This is a genomic window from Roseateles sp. L2-2 (assembly GCF_050613215.1).
Lineage (GTDB): Bacteria > Pseudomonadota > Gammaproteobacteria > Burkholderiales > Burkholderiaceae_C > Roseateles > Roseateles noduli.
This window is the reverse complement of the sequence record NZ_CP192509.1, coordinates 4313424-4332886: the sequence shown is the minus strand read 5'-3', so window position 1 is coordinate 4332886 and position 19463 is coordinate 4313424. Positions and strand designations below refer to the sequence as shown.

Here is a 19463-nt window from a genome sequence, read left to right as displayed (position 1 = left end):
ATCGAACGCTGGCTCAGAGGCCGGGCAGGCGTCCATGCATGCCACCGCCGACCACGGCATCGGGGCGCGAATCACCCGGTAGCGTCCAGATGCCGGGGTAGTCAAACGGTGTGCTGTTCTGCCTCATCGCGTGACCGGCCATCGGACGACACACCATCACCTGGACTGACGTACCGGTGTAGTACAGCGCCAGATTGCCACCGTATCGGGCGGGGTCGCTCCCCGTCGTGTTGCAGGCTGATCCGGGCTGCTTGGTCGTCGGCAGCCGGATGCCGCCAAGGTACGAGTTGGTTTGACGGCTGCCGAAGTCCCCGTAACCGCCCTGGACCACCAGCCGGCCGTGATCCAGCGTGAGATCGCTGTGATGCAGGAAAACGTTGGACGGCGGCTGTGGGGGCAACGAGGGATCCGGCGCGGAGCCGACGGTCAAGCTCTTATGGAGACGCACGTTTCCTTCCATGACGGCCTCGCCGCGCACGCCCAGCTTTTCCACATTGACGAGGTCCTGGCGATTGAAGTCCCACCGTCCGGAGGGGCGCGCCGAACCATCGCGGCACATGAATTCCCCTTTGGGGTCGCAGTCCCGACCCTGACCTTGACCCTGACCCTGACCCTGACCCTGACCTTGGGCGCTGACCAGTTTGGCGTCCAGATGCACCAGCTGCATCGATGCCAGCACGCCCGGCGTGCCCGTTCCCGGATCGAGTCCCGGGAGCGGGTTGAGCACGTCGAGCCCGGCCCGGCCTCTGAGTTTTTTCGCCGCCTGCGGCGACTCGTGCGGCAGTGAAACGAGGCCTCCGGGCCCCAGCGCCTGCATCGCCGCCTTCAGTTGCGCCGATGAGCTGAAAGGCCGCGCGTCATGCGGGAAGAACGGCTGGGTGTTGTACAGCATGACCTCCAGTGCCGGCACGGCGCCTGCTGCGAGGGACGGCGCGGACGCGTTGCCGCAGTTGCTGCAGCGGATCGAGATGGCCCAGCGCGCCTCTGCCGACTTGCCGGTGCGGCCATCGATGAGATCCTTGCCGTGAGGGAACGGCAGACGGTCGTCGAAGTGGACGTAGCCGAGGTCTTTCAGTTCCTGGATCGTCGGCTGGAACGCATTGACGGCCACTCGTGTGCCCGCACTGTTCGTCAGCGCGCACTTGTCGGACACCGGCGTCGCGGTCGCGGGCGAACGGGTCAGCAGAATCTGTTCGCAAGACGCGTTATTCCGGATCTTCCAGAGCTTGTCGCTGTGATCCCGGGCAAAACTTTGCGCCCCTTCGCCCAGGGCGGCGAGTGTCAGGCCCGCCTGGCGCCCGCTGTCGACGGACTGCTCGAACTGTCTGAACTGCAATGCGGCGAGTGAGGTTATGCCGAGCAGCACCACTGAGATCGACGCTTCGAGCAGGCCGAAGCCTGCCTGCCGCCGCGGCGAGGCGGTGGCGCAATGAGGAACGCGGACGGACATGCAGTCGAGACTCCGGAGACGTGAAGGAGGACATCCTCCCAAAGCATGTCGTCCGAGCCAATCCGAGAACTTGACTGGCCTTGCGCCTGGCCTGACCTGAGTGCGTCATGCGCTGCCGCATCGCCATCACCGCGATGCGCCGGAAGCGTGCCGACGTCAGCCGGCGTCCGACCCCGCGGCGATCCCCGCCAGCAGTTCGTACGAGCGCCGCCGTGCGGCCGCATCGTGCACGGCGCAGGCGACGATGAACTCGTCGGCGCCGGTGCGCTCGGCGGTCTCGCGCAGGCCCTCGCGCACGGTGCGCGGCGAGCCGACGATGGATTCGGACAGCATGCGCTCCACCCCCAGCTTCTCGCCGGCGGTCCACAGCACGTCCATGCTGTCGATCGGCCGGGGCAGCAGACCGCGCTGGCCGCGCTGCATGCCCAGGAAACGCTGCTGGATCGAGGTGAACAGGCGCTGCGCCTGCGCGTCGGTATCGGCCACGACGACGTTCAGCCCGACCGCCGCGTACGGCTGCGGGTGACGCGCGCTGGGGCGGTACTGGGCGCGGTACATCTCCAGCGCCTGCATCAGCATGGCCGGTGCGAAATGCGAGGCGAACGCGAACGGCAGGCCCAGGTAGGCCGCCAGCTGCGCGCCGTACAGGCTCGATCCCAGCAGCCAGACCGGCACCTCGGTGCCCTGGCCGGGCACGGCGCGCACGACCTGACCCTCCTGCTCGGGAGCGAGGTAGCTGATCAGCTCCAGCACGTCCTCGGGGAAGCGGTCCTCGTGCGCCGTCGCCAGGTGGCGGCGCAGCGCGCGCATCGTCGGACCGTCGGTGCCCGGCGCGCGACCCAGTCCCAGGTCGATGCGGCCGGGGAACAGCGTGGCCAGCGTGCCGAACTGCTCGGCGATCGTCAGCGGGGCGTGGTTGGGCAGCATGATCCCGCCGGACCCGACCCGGATCGTCGAGGTCGCGCCGGCGATCTGGCCGATCAGCACCGCCGTCGCCGACGAGGCGACGCCGTCCATGTTGTGGTGTTCGGCCACCCAGTAGCGGGTGTAGCCCAGCCGTTCGGCGTGCTGCGCCAGCGCGACGCTGTCATGGAGCGCCTGCGCGGCGGAACCGCCTTCGACGATGAAGGCGAGGTCGAGGATCGAAAGTCGGGGTTGCATGGGCGCGGAGTCTAGGGGCGACGTCCGGACCGGGGTCCCGGGAGGGTTAATCCCCTCAATCGCTGGTGAGCGGGGCCTGGACCTGCCGGGTCTTGCCGCCGTTCCAGACGGTCAGCGTGACCTTGTCGCCGACCTGGCGCTCCTCGAGTTCGCCCAGCAGGTCATCCAGGTCGGCCACCGGCTTGCCGTTGACGGCGGTGATGACGTCGCCGCCCACGACGCGGCCGTCGCGTCCGCGCAGGAAGGGCTGCAGCCCCGCGCGCTGGGCGCCACCGCCGGCCTGCAGGCCGATCAGCACCACGCCCTTGGGCAGGCGCAGGACCTGGCGCAGCTGTTCGCTGCCGGCGGTCAGCCCGAGCGCCGGGCGGATCACGCGGCCGTGCTGGATCAGCTGCGGCACGACGCGGTTCACCTCGTCGGCCGGGATCGCGAAGCCGATGCCGTTGCTGCCGCCGCTGGGGCTGAAGATCGACGTGTTGACGCCGATCAGCCGGCCCGCCGAGTCCAGCAGCGGACCGCCCGAGTTGCCGGGATTGATCGCCGCGTCGGTCTGGATCGCGCCGCGGATCGTGCGCTGGGTCATCGACTCGATCTCGCGGTTCAGCGCGGACACGATGCCGCGCGTGAGCGTCTGGTCCAGCCCGAACGGGTTGCCGATCGCATACACCGTCTGCCCGACCAGCAGGTCGCGGCTGCTGCCCATGGGGACGGGGGCGAGCTTCTCGCGCGGCGCGGCGATGCGCAGCACGGCCAGGTCGCGGTCCGGGTCGACGCCGACGAGTTTCGCGTCGTACGCGCTCTGGTCCGACAGCGTCACCTTGGCCGCCGACGCGCCGCGGATCACGTGGTAGTTGGTGACGATGTGGCCCTGGTCGTCCCACAGGAAGCCGCTGCCGGTGCCGCTGGGCACCTCGGTCACGTTGCGCGAGAAGAAGTCGCGCTGCTGCGCCAGCGTGGTGATGTGCACCACCGACGGCGACAGCTTGCGGAACACCGCGATGTTGTTCTGCTCCTGGGCATCCAGCGGCCCGCGCGGCGTGACCGGCCGCGGCTGGGGCCAGGTGTTGCCCGACAGGACGAGCAGGCCGATCAAGACGATGCAGAGAAGCCGCAGATGCATGACAAGAACGGAAGCGGAGGACACAAGTCGATTATGAGAGCTGGACAACCCCGGCTGACGCGCCCAAAGCGGGGCTGCCTCAGTCGGGGTTGCCCCCTGCCCACCGCGCGATCTCGGCTTCGAGGTGGGCGGCGCGTTCGCGCAGCAGGTCCGCGGTGGCCTTGAGCTGCAGGTGCGTGCGCACGCGCGCGAGCAGGATGGGCGGGCTGATCGGCTTGGTGATGTAGTCCACCGCGCCCACCGACAGGCCGTGGCTCTCGTCCGCGGGATCCGAGCGCGCGGTGAGGAAGAGCACCGGGATGTCGCGCGTGGCCGCGTCCGCCTTGAGCCAGCGGCAGAGTTCGTAGCCGTCCATGTTGGGCATCAGCACGTCCAGCAGGATGAGGTCGGGCCGCGGCGCCTCGGCCGCGATGCGCAGCGCGCGGTCGCCGGTGGTCGCCACCTTGACGCGGTGCCGCTCCTTGAGCAGCTCGTAGAGCTGCGACAGGACCTCGGGCGAATCGTCCACGATCAGGATCGTCGGACGCGGGTCTCCGTTCGAGATGCTCATGGTGAGGGTTCCTCCATCGATCGGACGCCGGGCGAGGGCGGTTCGCCGCCCCTGGCCGCATCGTCGTCCAGGCCGCGGCGCGCGACGTCGAAGTCGAATCGCGCGGCGGCCTCCAGGACCTCGCGCAGTGCGGCTGCGCGCCGTTCGTCGAGGCCGTGGCCGCCCCGTCCGATCTCTTCCTTGAGCCGCTCGGCGGTGTCCACCGCCGCGCCGTCGTGTTCGGTCAACTGCCGGCGCAACTGGATCAGGCGTTCCTCGAGCCCCGGGATGCCCGCCGGCCGCGACGCGTCGTGCAGCGGACCCGGCATCGCCGGCGCGCTGCCGTCCGAGAGCGTCTGCCCCAGCGCATGCAACAGCCGGTCCAGCGCGACGCGCACGGCCTGCGCCAGCTCCCGGCGCTGCGCCGCCGGCGTCGCGCCGTGGTCGCCCGTGCGGCAGGCGCTCTCCAATGCGGCGGCGGCCTGGCTCAGGGGCAGCGCGCCTATCGTGGCGGACGAGCCCCGCAGCGAGTGGGCGATCTGCTCCAGCGCGTGCGCATCGTCCGACGCGGCCGCCTGGTCCAGCCGCGCGCCGGTGTCCTGCTGGGAATGCAGGAAGATCCTGAGCAGGCGCAGGTACAGCCCGGCGTTGTTGGCGGCGGTGGCCAGGCCGGCGCGCGACTCGAGGCCGTCGACCACGGGCAGCGCCGGCGAGGTCGCCGGTCGCGCCCGGGCGGGCGCGGCGCCGGCGGGCACGGCCGCACCCTCCACCGGGTGGACCCAGCGCGACAGCACCTCGAACAAGGTGTCGACATTGAGCGGCTTGGCGATGTGGTCGTTCATGCCGGTGGCCAGGATGCGCGCGCGGTCGGCGCCGGTGGCGTTGGCTGTGAGCGCGATGACGGGCAGGTCGTGCCAGCGCGGGTCCTGGCGCAGGCTGCGCGTGGCGTCGTAGCCGTCCATCACCGGCATCTGGCAATCCATCAGCACGCCGTCGAAACCGTCGGGCGCCTGCTGCAGCAGTTCCAGCGCGATCGCGCCGTTGCCGGCGATGGTCACGACGATGCCGGCCTTCGTCAGCAGCTCCTCGGCCAGCTCCTGGTTGACCTGGTTGTCCTCCACCACCAGCAGCCGCGCGCCCGCCAGCGCCTGCATCGCGGTCCTGGTCGCGGCGCGCCGCGCGCCGGGGTCGGCGCCGGCATGGGCCGACGCCGACCCGCCCAGCGCGCCGCGCAGCGTGAGCGCCGTCACCGGCTTGGCCAGCACCGGCAGCGGCTGGCCGCCGGGCAGCTCCGCCATCGCCTCGTACAGCCCGTCGTCGTTGCCGAAGGCGGTCACCATGACGATGCGCGGCATCGGCGACGCCTCCTCGGACAGGCGGCGCGCCGCGGTCAGGCCGTCCATCTCGGGCATCTGCCAGTCCATCAGCACCCAGTCGAACGCGCGGTGCTCCCGGGCCGCGGCCTGCACCGCCCGCAGCGCCCGGGCGCCGTTCGAGGCCTGTTCGACCTGCAGGCCCAGGCCCTGGCAGAGCGCGGCCAGCACCTCGCGGGCGACGCGGTTGTCGTCGACGATCAGCACCCGGCCGCGCAGCCGCGCCCGGCCGCGCCCATGGGCCCCGTCGAGGTCCTGGTCGTCATCGCCGTCCGGGACCACGCCCAGTCGCGCCGTGAAGTGCAGCGTCAGGCCGGACCCGGGCATGGAGTCCACGCGCAAGGTGCCGCCCATCATCTCCACCAGCATCCGGCACACGGCCAGCGCCAGGTCGCCGCGGTCGGGCGTGTCCGCATCGGCCTGCGCGGAGCGCCGTCCCAGGCGCGCCAGCTCCTGCGGCGACAGCGCGGGGCCGCTGTCGCGGATGCTGAAGCGCAGCAGGATCGTCTCTTCCGGTCCCGGTCCCGGTCCCGATCCCGACGGCGCTGGTGACGGCGGAAGGTCCTCCGTCACCGCCGACACGGCCACGACGACCTCGTCCTGCTCGCTGCGGCGCGCGGCGTGCTTGCCGACGTGGGCCAGCACCTGGCCGAGCCGGAAGGGATCGCCGACCAGCGTGCGCGGCAGCCCGGCCGGGACGCTCAGCAGCAGCTCCACGCCTTTCTCCTCCAGTCCCAGGCCCACCACCTGCACCAGGTGCGCGAGCACCTCGTCGAGCTCGAACGGGATGTGCTCCAGGGCGAGCCGGCCGGCCTCGATGCGGCTGAAGTCCAGGATGTCGTCGATCACGCCGAGCAGGGTCTCCGCGGCGCGGCAGGTCTTGTCCACGTAGTTGCGCTGGCGCGCGTCGAGCTCGGTCTGCAGCGCCAGCTCGGACATGCCGATGATCGCGTTCATCGGGGTGCGCAGCTCGTGGCTCATGTTGGCGAAGAAGTCGCCCTTGGCGCGCGTGGTGGCCTCGGCGGATTCGCGCGCGACGCGGATCTCGTGCTCGGCGGCCAGGCGGTCGGTCTGGTCCATCAGCCAGATCAGCATGCCCGAGCGGCCGAAGTCCACCGGCAGGAAAGCCGCCACGCAGGCGTGCTGCGCGCCACGGGGGTCGAGGACCTGCAGCTCGACGTCGCTGCCGGTGCCGTTGCTCGCCAGCAGGGCCGCGGCGCGCGCGCGGCTGGCCTCGTCCGCGTAGACGTCGGGCCAGGGGCGGCCGATCTCGACGTCGACCAGGCGACGCAGGGCCGGATTGGCGATGCTCACCACGCCGTCGGAGATCAGCCCGATGCCGGTGGGCGTGAGCTCGATCATCGCCATGAAGCGCTCGCCCTGGCGCAGCAGGGCCGTCTCCTGCGCGTGCCGCGCGGCGCGCAGCGCGAGGCTGCGCAGCAGCACGGCGAGCGCGGCGAAGCACAGCAGCGCGGCCGCCAGGCCGATGGCCGCCTCGGCCGGCCGGCTGAGCGCGTTCGAGAGGTCGGCCACGACGATCATCCGCCACGGACCGACCGTGTCGCGCCAGCCCAGGTCGCGCGACACCAGCGCGTGCGGGCGTCCGTCGATCGTCGCGTCGGCGGCGTCGGGATCGAAGGGCAGGATCGGCGTGCGGCCCGGATCGTCGAACTGGTGGCCGTAGCGCAGGCCCTGGGCGAGCCGCCGGCTGCGCTCGGGCGAGGCGGGCCCCGCCAGCGACAGCGACCACTCGGGCCGCGTGGACACCATCACCACGCCTTCGGGGGACAGGATGAACGAGGTCATGTCCGCGCGGGCGGTCAGGAAACGGTCAAGCGAAGGTCCGTAGAACTGCGTCGCGACCAGGCCGATGACGGCGCCGCGCGCCTCGATGTCCCGGTACACCGGCGCGCTCAGGAAGATCGCCCGGCGCGAGGTCGACTGGCTGACGGCCATGGTGACGGAGGTCCGGCCCGCCATGGCTTCGCGGAAGTACTCGCGGTGGCTGACGTCCTGTCCCATGGGCGAGCGCTGCAGGCCGCGGTTCCATTCCCCGACGATCACGCCGTTGCGATTGGCCACGAAGGTGACATCCGCGCCGAGCTGGTCGTTCATCGACGCCAGCGCATCGGCGGCCGGCCGCATGCGCAGCGCGACCTGGAGGTCGGTCTGCAGGGCCGCGGACTTGATGTCCGGGTCCAGGCGTCCCGCCAGCCGCAGCGCGCCCGTCGCCTTGCTCTCCTGCGTGAGGCCGTGGAACAGCAGGACCTCCCGGTCGATGGCGGTCGCCATGCGTGCGCGGAAGCGCTGGTCGAGCAGCACCCGGCTCTCCTCGGCGACCAGGGCGCCGACCAGCAGCGACAGCACGCCCGCGACGATCCAGGCGGTCGCCGCATGGCGTGTCAGCAAGGTGGCCACGCGGATCATGCCGGGGGCCCTCCGACCGACGCGCCGGCGTCCCAGCTCAGCAGCGCCAGCGCCTCCTCGAAGCGGAACCCCGAGGCCGCCGCGGCAACGCGGCGCAGCAGTTGGCACCGGGCGGGCGGCGGCGGCCGACGATCCAGCGCCTGCGCCAGCGCGTGGCCGAGCTCGACAGCGACCGCGTCGCTGTCCTGCAGCGACTGCGTCAGGCGCGCGAGCAGTTCGTCCAGGGCATCGCCCCCCTCGGCAACGCCGGTCCCTGCGGCCGCGGGTTCGGCCGACCCGCCGCACGAGAAGCGCGCCAGCGCCTCGAAGAGCCGGTTCACGCTCAGCGGCTTGCTCAGGCAGCCGTTCATGCCGGCGGCCAGGATGCGTTCGCGCGCCTCCAGCGTCGCGCTGGCGGTCAGCGCGAGGATGGGCAGGTCCCGCCAGCGCGGATCCTGGCGCACCCGCCGCGCCGTCTCGTAGCCGTCCATCACCGGCATCTGGCAGTCCATCAGCACCGCGTCGATGCCGGCCTCCTCGCGCGCCAGCAGGTCGAGCGCGGTCGCGCCGTCCGGCACGGTCGTCACGTCCAGCCCGGCGGCGCGCAGCAGTTCGGCGCTGAGTTCCCGGCTGATGGGGTCGTCGTCGACCACCAGCAGCCGCGTGCCGGTGAGCCGCGCCATCGCGGCGCGCGTGGTGCCGCCGTGCTGGGGCGCGGCGAGCGTGGGGACCAGCGCCTGACCCGTCGCCTCGCCGATCGCCGACAGCAGCGTGGAGGCCGTGACGGGCTTGCTCAGCAGCCGCGGCCGGTGGCGCGGATCCGCCTCGGCCAGCGCGGCGGCGAGCGTGGGATCGCGCCCGAAGGCCGTGACCAGCAGGATCGCCGGCGGCGACGCGAGCCGGCCGGCCGCGATCAGCCGCGTCGCCTCCAGCCCGTTCAGGATGGGCATCTGCCAGTCCATCAGCACCAGGTCGTAGGGGCGCTTCTCGGCTTCGCCCTCCAGCACGCACTGCGCCGCGTTGGCGCCGTTGACGGCCGTGTCCACGCGCATGCCGAAGCCCGCGCACAGCGCGCCCAGGATCTCCCGGGCCGCGCGGTTGTCGTCGGCCACCAGCACGCGCAGCCGCGACAGGTCGGCCACCGCCGCGGAGACCGGTTGGGCCGCCGCGCGGGCGCCCTGGCGCAGGCCCAGCCGCACGGTGAAGGAGAAGGTCGATCCCTCGCCGGGGCGCGACGTCACCTGGATGCGGCCGCCCATCATCTCGACCAGCTGGCGGCTGACCGCCAGGCCCAGGCCGCTGCCGCCGTACTGGCGCGTCGTCGAGGTGTCGGCCTGGTTGAAGCTGTGGAACAGCCGCGAGATCGTCTCCGGCGTCATGCCGATGCCCGAATCGGTGACGCTGAACCGCAGGGTGACCGCGTCCTGGTCGCGATCCCCGCCATCCCCGCCATCCCCGCCGCCCTCGTCATGCCCGTCATGCCCGTCATGCCCGTCATGCCACGGCCGACCCTCCGCCGGCACGCATTCGACGGCCACGATGACCTCGCCGTTCTGCGTGAACTTCACGGCGTTGGCGCCCAGGTTGATCAGCACCTGCCCGAGCCGCATGGGGTCGCCGATCAGCGCGTTGGGGACGTCGGCGGGGCGGTGGATCAGCAGTTCCACGCCCTTGTCCTCGGCGCGCAGGCCGATCAGGTCGATGAGGCGCTCCAGCACCTGGTCGAGCTGGAAGGGCACGCGATCGAGTTCGATGCGGCCGGACTCGATGCTGCTGAAGTCCAGGATGTCGTCGATCAGGTCCAGCAGGCTGAGCGCCGCGCCGTTCACCTTCTCGATGTAGTTGCGCTGGCGCGCGTCCAGGCCGGTCTGCAGCGCCAGGTCGGACATGCCGACGATCACGTTCATCGGCGAGCGGATCTCGTGGCTCATCCCGGCCAGGAAGCTGGACTTGGCGCGGGCCGCGTCGTTGGCCGCCTCCATGGCCAGTCGCGCCTCGCGCGCGGCGTCCTGGCGCCGGGTGATGTCGACCAGCCACAGCACCACGGCCGGCTTGTCGCCTTCGTAGTCGATGGGCAGCGACGACAGCACATAGGCGCGCGTCTCGCCGCGCGCGCCGATCAGGGCGACCTCGACGTCGTTGGTGCGGCGGCGCTCGCGCAGCACCGCGTCGACCAGCACGCGGCTGGCGTCGTCGGCGTAGCGGTGCGGCCAGGACTCGTACAGCGCGGTGCCCAGCTGCTCGGCCAGCACCGGGTTCACGAACTCGAGCCGGTCGTTGACGATCACGCAGAAACCGACCGGCGAGGTGCGCATGATGGTGCGGAACTGGTCGCCGCGCGCCGCGATCTCGGCGGCGTTGCGCACGCGGTGCCGGCGGTGGACGGCCATCACCCGCATCAGCGCGTAGCCGCCCAGCAGCACCGCCGCGGTCAGCGCCGCCACCCCCAGCTGATGGCGCGCGCCCATCGCGCCGGACAGGTCCTCCAGCAGCACCAGGCGCCAGGCGCCGTCGGGATCGTTCCAGTCGATGCGCGCCGCGGCCGCGGCCAGGCGCCGGCCGTCGACCTCGACCACCGTGCCGTCGACGGGACCGGGGGACAGCGTCGCCTGGATCGCCTTCATCTCCTTCATTTCCCATTCCGGCCGGCTGGCCGCGAACACCACTCCGCGCGGGGAGACCAGCAGCGCATCCCCGCGCGCGCGGGCGGCGAAGAAGCGGTCCAGCAACGCCGCGGGCTTGCGCATCGCCATCGCGCCGATGACGGCGCCGGTCGACTCGCGGTTGCTGAAGACCGGCGCGCTGAAGATCACGGCGCGCTGCCGCCGGGCCGGATCGGGACCGTCCAGCCCCACGTGGATCGACGATCGGCCCTTCAAGGCCTGCTGGACATAGGGCCGCGCGGACAGGTCGCGGCCGAGGGCGCGGGGCGCGTCGGGCGCCTCCCACTCCGCCACCACGACGCCGTCGCGGTTGAGCACGAACACGCCGTCGCCGCCCATGGTCGCGGCGATCGCCCCCAGGTGGGCCTCGCCGGGGCGCACCAGCTTCGCCCGTTCCGGGTCGGTCTCCAGCGTCATGGTCTTGGCCAGCGGATCGATCAGGCCGCTGAGTTCGATGGCGCCCATGTCGTTGCCCGTCAGCGTGCGCTGCACCAGCGAGACGGCCTCCCGGTCGGTGGCCGCCTGCAGCGCGCGGTGCAGGTCGGTCTCGAAGTACCAGCGCTGCGCGGCGCTCAGCGCGCCGCCCGCGGCCGCCGCGAGGACGACGGCGATCGTCCACGCGACGGCCGGCCGGTCGCGCCGCCCCGGGCTGTCCGGATCCGGCGTGGTCGGCATCAGCGGCTCCGGTGGACGTCGATCGGCGTGAGATCCGGCGGGCTGACCGTTTCCATCCAGGCGCGCTTGCGCGCGAGCGCGGCGTCGTCGTCGGCGAAGCGCCGGGCGATCGCCTGGAACTCGGGCTGGATGCGCTGGAAGGCCTCGACGACGTCGGGATCGAAGTGCGAGCCCGCGCCCTGGACGATGATGGCCGCGGCCTGCTCGTGCGACATGCCGTCCTTGTAGACGCGGCGGCTGATCAGCGCGTCGTAGACGTCGGCCAACGCCATCAGCCGCGCCGACAGCGGGATGTCCTCGCCGCGCAGGCCCTGCGGGTAGCCGGAGCCGTCCCACTTCTCCTGGTGGCAGTAGGCGATGTCCTTGGCGGTGGACAGGAAGGCCACCGGCGTGCCCAGCACCGATTCGGCCTGCTCGATGGCGTCGCGTCCCAGCGCCGGATGGGACTTCATGATCTCGAACTCGTCCGGCGTGAATTTCCCCGGCTTGAGCAGGATGCGGTCCGGGATGCCGATCTTGCCGATGTCGTGCAGCGGCGCCGACTTGAACAGCGTGGCGATCACGCCGGGCCGGCGCAGCTCGGCGCAGCGCGGGTGCTCGCGCAGCGCCTCGGCCAGCGCGCGCACGTAGTGCTGCGTGCGGCGGATGTGGTTGCCGGTGTCGCTGTCGCGGGTCTCCGCCAGCGAGGCCATCGCCTGGATGGTGACGTCCTGGATGGCGGCCAGTTCCTCGCTGCGTCGGGCCACCTCGGCTTCGAGGTAGGCCGCCTTGTCGCGCAGGAAATCGGCGCTGGCCTTGAGCCGCAGGTGGGTGCGCACGCGCGCCATCACGATGGGCGGGCTGATCGGTTTGGTGATGTAGTCGACCGCGCCCAGCGACAGCCCGCGGGTCTCGTCGGCCACGTCGGACTTCGCGGTCAGGAAGATCACCGGCACGTCGGCGGTGGCCGGGTCGGCCTTCAGGCGCCGGCAGACGTCGTGGCCGTCCAGCCCGGGCATCATGACGTCCAGCAGGATCAGGTCGGGCCGGGGCGCGACGCCCGCGATCGCCAGGGCCTTCTCGCCGTGGTTGGCGATCTTGACGCGGTAGCGGTCGCGCAGCAGCTCGCTCATCAGCATCAGGTTGTCTGGCGTGTCGTCGACGACCAGCACGGTCGCGCCGTCGGTGGGATCGGGGCCGTCGAGGGCGCCGGGCATCGCGGCCGCCGGCGCGGCAGGGAAGGGGATGGAGGGATCGCTCATGCGGAGCTCCCGGAGGAAGTGGGATCGTGGTCGGTCTCGGTCGCGCTTTCTTTCTCTTTCCCTGTGGAACTCTCGGCCGCTCTGCCGTTCGCCCTGTCGGTCGCACTGGCTGTCGCACTGGCTGTCGCCGCGGCCATGGCACGCGCGTCGTCGCGCAGCCAGTCCAGCGCGCCGTCGAAGTCGAATCGCGCCGCCGAATCCGCCGCTCGGCGCAGCATGCGCGCGCGGGCGGTCGGCAGCGGCAGACGGTCGAGCATCGCCGTCAGCGCCTGCGCGGCGTCCGTCGCCGCGGAGTCGCTGTCGCGCAGCAGCGCCGTCAGACTCGCCAGCAGCGCGTCCAGGCGCTCGCGCGAGGCGTCGTCCAGCGTGGAGGCCATCGACGGCAGGGCGGGCGCCTGCGGCGGCATCGCGGACGACGGGCGCGACGCCGGCATCAAGGCTTCCTGCGCCAGGTGCCGGCCCAGCGACACCATCAAGGTCGCCAGCAAGGACTGCGCGCGGATCAGCAGCGGCTCGCGCTCGGCGGCCGACGCGCGTTGCGCGCAGGCCTGTTCGAGCGCTCCAGCGGCGGCCGACAGCGGCCGCGCCCCCAGCGTGCCGGCGGCGCCGCGCAGCGAGTGCGCGAGCCGCGTCATCGCGACGGCGTCGCCGGCCGCCGCGGCGTCGGCGAAATCGGCGGCGAAGCCCGTCTGCGTGTCGTGGAAGGTGCGCAGCAGCTTGCGGTAGAGCGGCAGGTGGCCGCCCGCGGTCGCGAGCCCCGCTTGCACGTCCAGGCCGGCGATCTGAGGCAGACCGTGATGAGCACCCTGATGAGAGCCGGTCGTGAGCGCCGGGACGGGGGCGCCGGCCTCGCCGGACCCGGCACGGCCGTTGCGTCCGTCGCTTCCATCGCTGCCACCGCTGCCACCGCGATCATCGGGCCCACTGCGGGTGTCCACGCGGGCGCCCGATCCCGACCGCGTGTCCATCGCCACGTCCGAGGCCGGCATGGCCGGGTGCACCCAGCGCGCGAGGATCTCGAACAGGTGGTCGACGTTGAGCGGCTTGGCGATGTGGTCGTTCATGCCGGCCTCGAGAACGCGCTCGCGGTCGCCGCTCATCGCGTTGGCCGTCATCGCGACGACGGGCAGGGTCGCCCAGCGCGGCACGGCGCGCAGCGCGCGCGTGGCGCCGTAGCCGTCCAGCACCGGCATCTGGCAGTCCATCAGCACGCCGTCGAAGCCGTCGGGCGAGGCCTCCAGCAGGTCCAGCGCGATGCGGCCGTTGGCCGCGATCGTCACGTGGACGCCGGCGTCCTCCAGCAGCGCGGTGACGAGTTCCTGGTTCAGCTCGTTGTCCTCGGCCACCAGCAGCCGGGCGCCGGCGACCTGGCGCATCGCCTCGCGCGCGGAGTCGCGCCGGCGCTGCGCCGCCGGGGCGGGGAGGTCGACGTGGCCGAGCGCCTCGCCGATGGCGCCCAGCATCGACGATGCCGTCACCGGCTTGGTCAGCAGCACCGGACGTTGCGCCTGTCCCGCGGAGTGAGCGGCGGCGGCCAGCGCCGCGGTCAGCGAGTCGTCGCGGCCGAAAGAGGTCACCAGCACCACGGCCGGCGGTGGGCGCAGCCGGCCGTCGCCGAGCTGGCGCGTCGCCTCCAGCCCGTCGAGCACCGGCATCTGCCAGTCCATCAGCACCAGCGCGTAGGGGCGGCCGTCGGCCTGGGCGCGCTCGGCGTCGCGCACCGCCTCGGCGCCGTCGGCGGCGGTCGAGACGTCCAGCCCGAAGCTCGCGCCCAGCGTGGACAGGATCTCGCGCGCGGCGCGGTTGTCGTCGACGACCAGCGTGCGCAGCTGCGACAGCTCGTGCGCCATCAGCGCGCGGCGCGCCGGCAGGTCCGAGCCCTCGGACTGCAGCACGAAGCGGGCGGTGAAGTGGAAGGTCGAGCCCACGCCGGGCGTGGACTCCAGCCAGATCCGCCCGCCCATCATCTCCACCAGCTGCTTGCAGATCGCCAGCCCCAGGCCGCTGCCGCCGTACTTGCGGGTGGTGGAGCTGTCGGCCTGGCTGAAGCTCTGGAACAGCCGCGCCTGCTGCTCGGGCGTCATGCCGATGCCGCTGTCGCGGATCTGGAAGTGGAGCTCGACCTCGGGGGCGCAGGTCCCGCCCGCCGGATCGGCCGCCGACGATGTGGCGGCGGCGATGGCCGCCTGCGCGGCCTGCGCGGGCGTCAGCGTCACCGCCTCGATGCCGACGATGATCTCGCCGTGATCGGTGAACTTGGCGGCGTTGTTGCCCAGGTTCACCAGGACCTGGCCCAGGCGCAGCGGATCGCCGATCAGCGCGGTGGGCAGGTCCGGCGGCACGTTGAGCAGCAGCTCCAGGCCCTTGTCCTCGACGCGGAAGCCGATCAGGTTGACCAGGTGCTCGAGCACGTCTTCCATCCGGAAGGGCACGCATTCCAGGCTGAGCTTGCCGGCCTCGATGCGGCTGAAGTCCAGGATGTCGTCGATCACGCCGAGCAGGTTCTCGGCCGAGCGGTGCACCTTCTCGATGTAGTTGCGCTGGCGCGCGTCCAGCCCGGTCTGCAGCGCGAGGTGGGACATGCCGATGATGGCGTTCATCGGGGTGCGGATCTCGTGGCTCATGTTGGCCAGGAAATCCGACTTGGCGCGGGTCGCGCCCTCGGCGTCCTCCTTGGCCCGCTGCAGGGCGTCCTGGGCGCGCTCGCGCTCGGCCAGCAGCGCCTGCAGCTGGCCGTGCTGGGCCTGCAGTTCGAGCTCCTTGCGGTCGCGCGCCGCGCCGTGGGCCAGGCTGCGCAGGGTGGCGGCCAGCAGTCCGAAGGCCAGCAGGGCCACCAGCGCCGCGATGCCCACCCGCGTGCCCATCGGCTCCAGCGCGTCCAGGTCGCCCAGCAGCACCACGCGCCAGGGGCCGGTCGGATCGTTCCAGGCCACGTCGGCGCGGGCGACGGCGTGGCGCACGCCGTCGATCTCGACGTCGGCGTCCTTCAGCGCGAAGGGCAGGCTGTGCGAGCGCGACGGGTCCTCGAAGAGCTTGCCGAACTGCCCGCCGGCGGTGATCGCCTGCGCGCGCCGCGGCGTGGCGGCGCCGTCCAGGCTCATGCGCCAGTCGGCGCGGCTCGCGGCCAGCACCACGCCCGACGGCGAGACCAGCAGCGCGCCGGCGTAGCTGCGGGTGTCGAGGAAGTGGTCGAGCGCGTCGGCGTAGAGGCGGGCGGCCACCACGCCGATGATCTCGCCCTCCTGGCCGGGGCGGCGGTAGATGGGCGCGGCCAGCCAGTAGGCGCGCTGGCCGGTGCTGATGCTGATGCCGGCGAAGACGTTGGGCTGGCCGCGCATCGCCTGGCGGAAGTACTGGCGGAAGCCCACGTCCAGGCCGATCGGCGGCGAGCCCTCGTCGTCCCAGCCGGCGACGATGCGGCCCTGCGCGTTGACGACGAAGGCCAGCTGCGCGCCGACGCTGCTGCCGAGCACTTCCAGCGTGTCGGCGGAGGGGCGCGTGCGGCGCGCCTGGTCGACGTCGGTGAGCGTGGCGGTGAGCTTGAGCGCGGGGTTGAGCTGGCCGGCCAGGACCACCGCGCCCATGCCCTTGCCGGTGAGGGTGAGGCCCTGCAGCGCCAGCGCCTCGCGCTGGGCGGCGTTGCCGAGGGTGCGCTGGAATTCGTGCTCGAGCGAACGGCGGTGCAGCTCGCTCGCGGCGATGCCCAGCGACAGCGCCGCCGCCGCGGCCAGCGGCCACGCGACCCGGCGATGCGCCAGGAGCCAGTCGGACACACGACCCATCCTTCTCCCCCCCAGGAACACCCGGCGTGCGTGCGCCGGGCGATGGTGGATGAACGCAGGGTCAGTGTAGGGGCGGCGGCGCGGGGCGCAAGCCCCGCGGATACGCCCGGGTCAAGGGGGAGGAGAACCCCGCGGGGCCGGCAGGTCCGGTGCACGCATGGCGCGCGCCGGACGAGGGCTCGTCCTACACGGGCGGAGGCCGGTCGTGGCTAGCATCGGTCGCCATGGACATCGAGAACGGTCGAGGGGTGGAAGCGGGCACGCGGCGTATCGACGGGCCGCCGGGCGACCTCGTCGTCGCGAGGCCGGAAGGCCTCTACTGCCCGCCCGGCGACTTCTACATCGACCCGTGGCGTCCGGTCGACCGCGCCGTCATCACGCACGGTCACAGCGACCACGCGCGCCGCGGGAACGGGCATTACCTCGCGCATCACGACAGCGCCGCGATCCTGCGGCGCCGGCTCGGCGACGACATCACGCTGCAGACGCTGGCCTACGGCGAGGCCGTCGTGCATCACGGCGTGCGCGTGTCGCTGCACCCGGCCGGGCACGTGCTGGGGTCGGCGCAGGTGCGGCTCGAACATGGCGGACGCGTCTGGGTCGCCTCGGGCGACTACAAGCTGGAGGCCGACGGCACCAACGCGCCCTTCGAGCCGGTGCGCTGCGACACCTTCATCACCGAATCGACCTTCGGGCTGCCGATCTACCGCTGGCCGTCGCAGGCGGCGCTGTTCGCCGGGATCGACGCCTGGTGGCGCCGCAACGCGGAGGCGGGGCGCCCGTCGGTGCTCTACGCCTATGCGCTGGGCAAGGCGCAGCGGCTGCTGCACGGCGTGGACGCGTCCATCGGGCCCATCGTGGCGCACGGCGCCGTCGAGCCGCTGAACGCCGTCTACCGCGCGGCCGGCGTGCGACTGCCGACGACGCTGGCGGTCGGCGATCCGTCGCTGGACAAGGCCGCGCTGTCGCGCGCGCTCGTCATTGCGCCGCCGTCGGCCGCCGGTTCGCCGTGGCTGAGGCGCTTCGGCCCGGATCTCTCCGACGCCTTCGCCAGCGGCTGGATGCAGCTGCGCGGCACGCGGCGGCGGCGCGGCGTGGACCGCGGCTTCGTCGTGTCCGACCACGCGGACTGGCCGGGGCTGATGGCGGCCATCCGCGGCACCGGCGCCGAACGCGTCTTCGTCACGCACGGTAGCGTGGCGACGATGGTGCGCTGGCTGGGCGAGCAGGGCCTGCAGGCGCAGGGCTTCGTGACCGAGTACGGCGCGGAGGAAGCGGAAGGCGCCACGGAGGCTGCAACCGGCGCCGAAACGGACGCCGCAACGGACGCCGCAACGGACGGTGGAACAGGCGAAGGAACGGACGAAGGAACGGACGCGACCGACGGGGACGCGCCGGCATGAAGGCCTTCGCCGACCTCTTCCGCGAGCTCGACGCGTCCACGTCCAGCCTGGCCAAGCAGTCTGCGCTGCGGTCCTATCTGAGACAGGCGCCGCCGGAGGACGCGGCGTGGGCCGTGTATTTCCTGGCCGGCGGCAAGCCGCGGCAGCTCGTGCCCGCGAAGCTGCTGCGCGAGCAGGCGCGCCTCGCGGCCGGTCTGCCGGAGTGGCTCTTCGACGAGAGCTACGAGGCCGTGGGTGATCTGGCCGAGACGATTTCGCTGCTGCTGCCGGAACCGTCGGAGACGGTCGAGCGGTCGCTGGCCGAGTGGATGACGGGTCATCTGCTGCCGCTGCGCGGCCAGTCGCCGGAGGCGCTCGCGGTGATCCTGCAGAGCCAGTGGGCCGCGCTGGCGGTGGAGCAGCGTTTCGTCCATCTCAAGCTGATCACGGGCGCGTTCCGCGTCGGCGTGTCCAAGCTGCAGGTGACGCAGGCGCTGGCGGCCGTCGGCGGGCTGGACGCGAAGCTCGTCGCGCAGCGGCTGATGGGCTACACGCACATCGGCGCGACGCCGACGGCGGCCGACTACGAGGCGCTCATCGCGCCGGCGGACGTGGGCGGTGCGGACGGCGCAGGCCGCGGCCTGCAGCCGTATCCCTTCTTCCTGGCACATCCGTTCAACCTGGACGCCGCGCAGTTCGACGCCGCGATCGGACCGGCGTCGGACTGGCTGGTCGAATGGAAATGGGACGGCATCCGCGCGCAACTCGTGAAGCGCGGCGGCGAGGCGGCGATCTGGTCGCGCGGCGAGGAGCTCGTGACGGAGCGCTTTCCGGAGCTGCGCGCCATGGGCGAGGCGCTGCCCGACGGCACCGTGCTGGACGGCGAGATCCTGGTCTGGCGCGACGGCCGACCGATGCCGTTCGCGGAGCTGCAGAAGCGCATCGGCCGCAAGACGCTGAGCGCGAAGCTGCTCGGCGAACTGCCGGTGGCCCTGTGCGTCTACGACCTGCTGGAGGAGGCCGGCGAGGACCTGCGCGACCGGCCGCAGCAGGAACGCCGCGAGCGGCTGGAGCGTCTTGTGGCGATGCACCCGCTGGCGGGGCTGGAGCTCAGTCCGTTGATCGAGGGCGCGGACTGGGCCGACCTCGCGCGGCAGCGCGAGCAGGCACGCGGGCTCGGCGTCGAGGGAATGATGCTCAAGCGCCGCGACGCGCGCTACGGCGTCGGGCGGACCAAGGACGTCGGCGCCTGGTGGAAGTGGAAGATCGATCCGCTGTCGGTCGACGCGGTGCTGATCTACGCTCAGCGCGGTCACGGGCGGCGGGCGAGCCTCTACACCGACTACACCTTCGCCGTCTGGGACGGGCCGCCCGACGACCCGGCGCGGCAGCTGGTGCCGTTCGCGAAGGCGTACTCGGGACTCACCGACGCCGAGATCCGGGAGGTCGACGCGGTGATCCGCAAGACCACCACCGAGACCTTCGGGCCCGTGCGCAGCGTCACGCCGACGATGGTGTTCGAACTCGGCTTCGAAGGCATCGCGCGCAGCGGCCGCCACAAGAGCGGCATCGCGGTCCGGTTCCCGCGCATGCTGCGCCGGCGCGAGGACAAGCCGGTCGGGGAGGCCGACACCTTGCAGACGTTGCAGGCCTTGCTGCCAGGGGAGGGCGCGTGAGCGAC

Annotated in this window: 9 protein-coding genes and 1 pseudogene; 2 read left to right on the top strand and 8 right to left on the bottom strand. The window is 72.4% G+C overall.

The genetic code is table 11. The annotated features are described in order from the left end of the window. Nucleotides 1-13: 13 nt before the first annotated feature. The 8 genes and pseudogenes from ACQZ13_RS19335 to ACQZ13_RS19300 form a co-directional block, all read right to left on the bottom strand. Nucleotides 14-1450 (bottom strand): type II secretion system protein, encoded by a 1437-nt coding sequence (locus ACQZ13_RS19335; protein ID WP_431047215.1) that lies wholly within the window; start codon nucleotides 1448-1450, stop codon nucleotides 14-16. Between the two features lie 156 nt (nucleotides 1451-1606). Continuing rightward, on the bottom strand, nucleotides 1607-2611 hold the full coding sequence (locus tag ACQZ13_RS19330) for an LLM class flavin-dependent oxidoreductase (protein ID WP_431047213.1): 1005 nt from the start codon (nucleotides 2609-2611) through the stop codon (nucleotides 1607-1609). A 55-nt stretch (nucleotides 2612-2666) separates the two neighbouring features. After that, on the bottom strand, nucleotides 2667-3731 hold the full coding sequence (locus tag ACQZ13_RS19325; RefSeq protein WP_431047211.1) for a S1C family serine protease: 1065 nt from the start codon (nucleotides 3729-3731) through the stop codon (nucleotides 2667-2669). Between the two features lie 106 nt (nucleotides 3732-3837). Beyond that, nucleotides 3838-4281: pseudogene (locus ACQZ13_RS19320) on the bottom strand (response regulator); the annotation flags it as partial. Beyond that, nucleotides 4278-8060: a response regulator gene (locus tag ACQZ13_RS19315; protein WP_431047209.1), complete on the bottom strand. Its 3783-nt coding sequence runs from the start codon at nucleotides 8058-8060 to the stop codon at nucleotides 4278-4280. The gene ACQZ13_RS19315 and the pseudogene ACQZ13_RS19320, both read right to left, overlap by 4 nt. Further along, a complete protein-coding gene (locus tag ACQZ13_RS19310) occupies nucleotides 8057-11377 on the bottom strand; it encodes a response regulator (RefSeq protein WP_431047207.1) in 3321 nt (1106 codons plus the stop codon). Before ACQZ13_RS19310 ends, ACQZ13_RS19315 begins: the two co-directional genes overlap by 4 nt. After that, nucleotides 11377-12573: a response regulator gene (locus ACQZ13_RS19305; RefSeq protein ID WP_431053300.1), complete on the bottom strand. Its 1197-nt coding sequence runs from the start codon at nucleotides 12571-12573 to the stop codon at nucleotides 11377-11379. The genes ACQZ13_RS19310 and ACQZ13_RS19305 overlap by 1 nt, the downstream gene beginning before the upstream one ends. Before the next feature lie 41 nt (nucleotides 12574-12614). Beyond that, complete coding sequence (locus tag ACQZ13_RS19300; RefSeq protein ID WP_431047205.1) at nucleotides 12615-16391, bottom strand: response regulator; 3777 nt, start codon at nucleotides 16389-16391, stop codon at nucleotides 12615-12617. Between the two features lie 233 nt (nucleotides 16392-16624). On the opposite strand from ACQZ13_RS19300, the gene ACQZ13_RS19295 reads away from it, so the two are divergent. Together ACQZ13_RS19295 and ACQZ13_RS19290 are read left to right on the top strand one after the other, a co-directional pair. Continuing rightward, on the top strand, nucleotides 16625-17803 hold the full coding sequence (locus ACQZ13_RS19295) for a ligase-associated DNA damage response exonuclease (RefSeq protein ID WP_431047203.1): 1179 nt from the start codon (nucleotides 16625-16627) through the stop codon (nucleotides 17801-17803). Further along, complete coding sequence (locus ACQZ13_RS19290; RefSeq protein WP_431047201.1) at nucleotides 17800-19458, top strand: ATP-dependent DNA ligase; 1659 nt, start codon at nucleotides 17800-17802, stop codon at nucleotides 19456-19458. The genes ACQZ13_RS19295 and ACQZ13_RS19290 overlap by 4 nt, the downstream gene beginning before the upstream one ends. Nucleotides 19459-19463 lie beyond the last annotated feature (5 nt).